The sequence below is a fragment of the Acinetobacter sp. UBA3132 genome, from assembly GCF_002364825.1.
Taxonomy (GTDB): Bacteria; Pseudomonadota; Gammaproteobacteria; order Pseudomonadales; family Moraxellaceae; genus Acinetobacter; species Acinetobacter schindleri.
On sequence record NZ_DEZM01000190.1, the window covers coordinates 1 to 3,298 of the forward strand.

The 3,298-nt window shown below is 47.2% G+C and carries 2 protein-coding genes and 1 pseudogene; 2 read left to right on the forward strand and 1 reads right to left on the reverse strand.

Features of this window, described 5'->3' with window-relative positions; genetic code table 11:
* The coding region (gene rrtA / locus B4033_RS10275; RefSeq protein ID WP_286833674.1) for a rhombosortase at positions 1-505 on the forward strand (505 nt) is incomplete at its 5' end.
* A 176-nt stretch (positions 506-681) separates the two neighbouring features.
* The gene (locus B4033_RS10280; RefSeq protein ID WP_286833677.1) at positions 682-2,877 is read left to right on the forward strand and encodes a TRAP transporter large permease subunit; all 2,196 of its coding nucleotides are present in this window, start codon (positions 682-684) and stop codon (positions 2,875-2,877) included.
* Positions 2,878-2,924: 47 nt separating this feature from the next.
* Here the strand turns inward: B4033_RS10280 and B4033_RS10285 are convergent.
* Positions 2,925-3,298, reverse strand: a pseudogene (locus tag B4033_RS10285) (DMT family transporter); the annotation flags it as partial.

A 3,298-nucleotide genomic window follows, 5' to 3' on the forward strand; every position in this document is an offset into this window, starting at 1 on the left:
GCAGATATTTAAAGATAGTTTTATCTTTTGGCAAGCTAGCCTGATAAGTGAGCCCTGGCGGCTGTGGACGGCACATTGGGTGCACGTTGGCTGGACGCACTATTTCCTGAATATGCTGGCCTTTATCTGCTTGCCCTTTATCTTTCCACGTGTTTCGGTGTGGAACTTCGTCAGTATTCTACTGGTCTTGCCTCCGCTGATCAGTCTTAGCTTTTATTATTTCCTGCCAGATATTGAGGCTTATGCTGGACTGTCGGGTGTCTTGCATGGTGCGTATGCCGCTGTGGCCTGTGTGCATCTGTTGTATAAGAAAGAACGCAGTTTTGCAGCCTTGGTATTGTTTCTGATTTTTGCCAAGCTGGTCTGGGAAAATACCATCGGCAGTGAGGGCACGGCCCAATTGATTGGTAGTCCGGTACTGGTTGAAGCGCATTTGCTGGGTGTGATCTGGGGGATTGTAGTGGCCAATCTATATATCATTGGTAATTACTGGCTGGATCAATGATGCAGTTGGCATAAATAACAAAAAAGAAAATGTAAATTGTCATTTTCATTTCGCACAGTCTGGTGCAGAGTCAGAAGCATAATAATCAGATTGGTCTGTAAATCGGACTTACAAGACAAAGGAAAAGGGAATCCAAGTATGGTGGACATTCCCAGAGAATAACAATAGGAATACACATGCAAAATGATGCTGAAAACAGATCGGGAATAGGTCTGTTGCGTTATATCTGGACAGAATGGATCTCGACATTTGTCGTACTGGTCTTGCTGTTACTGACTCTTGTCATTGGTACGGGTGAAATGATCCATGGGCAATTGCTGCGCATGGGTGAACGGCTTTATGGCGACCCAGCTACGGGGATGCAGTATTCATTCCTACGTGCTGAACCAACCCGACCGCAATGTGAACGGAACATCGATGTCGATAGCCGTGTCCAACAGCAGATGAAAGCTGATGCTGCCGATGAATATGCCGATTTTTTTGGCGTGCGTTCCGAGGCGGATGTACGTGCAGCAGTCATGCAGGCGCAACAGGTTTGTGAAGAGTCTCATGCTTTTTATACCCAAGCCATAAATCATATCAATGCTCATCCGAGTATTCGTGCTTACCGTAGCTTTGAAACCAGTTTCTTTGGTCTGTTCAAGTTTGGTGTGGAAAACCGTGCATTGCTGCTGGTGATTATGGTGGTATTTGCTGCCATCAGTGCGACCTTGAAAACCCATCATATTGGCCTGCGCAGCCCAGCCACCAAAATTGATTTCCGGGTCTATACACTGGCTATGCTCGTCGCTAATGCCTTCCTGGCATTCTCATCTTATAGCCAGTATCAGTCAGTACTGAACTCTGGCGTGGCCATGGGAGAGATGAAATACATCTACTGGCTGTGGATGATTCTGTTTAGCACCTTAACCCTGATCAGCTTGTTCCAGGTGATTAAGTTGCCGAAGCCTACCCGTGAAGGCGGCAGTTTTGGTCTGGCTTTCCTGAGCGTACCGCTGTATGCCTATATGGCCATCAGTACCGGGATTAACTTTACCTTCTTCATGGATTATCCAATGGGGCAAGGGATTTATCTAGGTCAGCTGGTCGAGTTCTCTAGCATCTTCCTGAACCTGGCGCTGTTTATCTGGGCCGGCATGTTGCTGAAACAGACCCGTGTCGTGGATATGTTCCTGAATATTCTGCGTCCATGGAATCTGGCACCGGAAACCCTGACCTGGTTAATCCTGCTGGCAGCTGCATTGCCAACCGCTTATACCGGCGCATCAGGGATCTTCGTCATTGCCGCTGGTGCGATTATCTATAAGGAAGTCTGGAATGCCGGCGGTCGCCGTCAGTTTGCCTTGGCAGCTACTGCCATGTCGGGTTCTCTGGGTGTCGTATTACGTCCATGTCTATTGATTGTGGTTGTAGCCTCATTAAATAAAGAAGTAACGACAGACTTGCTGTATCACTACGGTGTGTATGTATTCTTACTAAGTTCGACCCTGTTCCTGGTAATTTCACTGTTTTTTGCTGAAAGTAAGTTTCGTATTGCCCCAGCAGGCGTAGCAGCACCACAATCAGGTCGTGCCTTCCTGGCTGTGATTCCATACATCGTGATCTTTGTACTGATCTGGATGTTCTACAAATATGCATTGTCGACCAGTCTGAACGAGTTTACTGCACCAGTGATGATGCCAGTCATTTTGTTAATGATTGTACTGTATGACAAACTGCGCCATCAGCCTGCACCAATACCACCAGTAGGACATTGGGATGAAAGTCTTAATATGAATCTGAATGGGATTGGTGGTACAGCGGCACAGCCTGAATCGTCACCTGGTTCATCCTTACGTCAGTCCGGTTTCTGGAAATCCATGCATATTTCCAGCAGCGAAACAGTAGGGCATATCGGTGCACTGGTCATTTTGATGGCTTTGTCCGTCAGCGTTGGCGGTTTGCTGGAGCGTCTGGAAATCATGGAAGCTTTCCCGACAGATATTAACAGCACGATTCTGGTCATTACCATGATTGTTGGCTTGATGATCTTTGTGGGCATGATCATGGATCCGTTCGGCGCCGTGATTCTGATTTCCGCAACGGTAGCGCCGGTAGCGTACCAATATGGCATTCATCCGGTACATTTCTGGATGATCACCCTGATTGGCTTTGAACTGGGGTATGTGACGCCACCAGTAGCATTGAATCATCTGCTGGCCCGGCAGTCGATTGGTGATGCTGAAGTGGCAGAAGCAGATGCAGAGGTACGACATTTGTCCTTCTATTACCGCTATGAACGCTGGATTCTACCAGTAATTGTATTACTGCCAGCAATGCTGATCATTGCCTATGTCCCCTACCTGTTCAAGCTGTTCGGCTGGTATCACTAACACCGGATATTAAAAAAGCACCTACGGGTGCTTTTTTATTGCTGCCTTTAAGAGGACGGATGATTTCGTTTAAAGCTGTTTTGTAATAGAGGACTACATAGCAAAATGGCTGAGAAAATCAGAGCCAGTCCAAGCAGGCTCATAATATCGGGGATTTCTTTCCAGAAGATATAGCCCCAAATTCCGGCAAAGATGATCGCCACATAGTTGACAGGTCCGATCTGTCCGGCAGGTGCCAGCTTGTAGGCATTGGACATCAGGATCTAGCTGATATTAGCCAAAACGCCTGCTGCAATCAGATAAGCCAGTTCAGTCAGATGATAAGGGCGCCAGTGCCAGAACATCGGAATCACTGAAACCAGTGTGCCAATAAAGCAAAAATAGAACACGATCCGTTCTGGTGGTTCAGTATCTGTCAGCG

Bases quoted from the DNA above. Each gene is read 5' to 3' on its own strand.
- B4033_RS10280 (WP_286833677.1), top strand. From the start codon at position 682: ATGCAAAATGATGCTGAAAACAGATCGGGAATAGGTCTGTTGCGTTAT.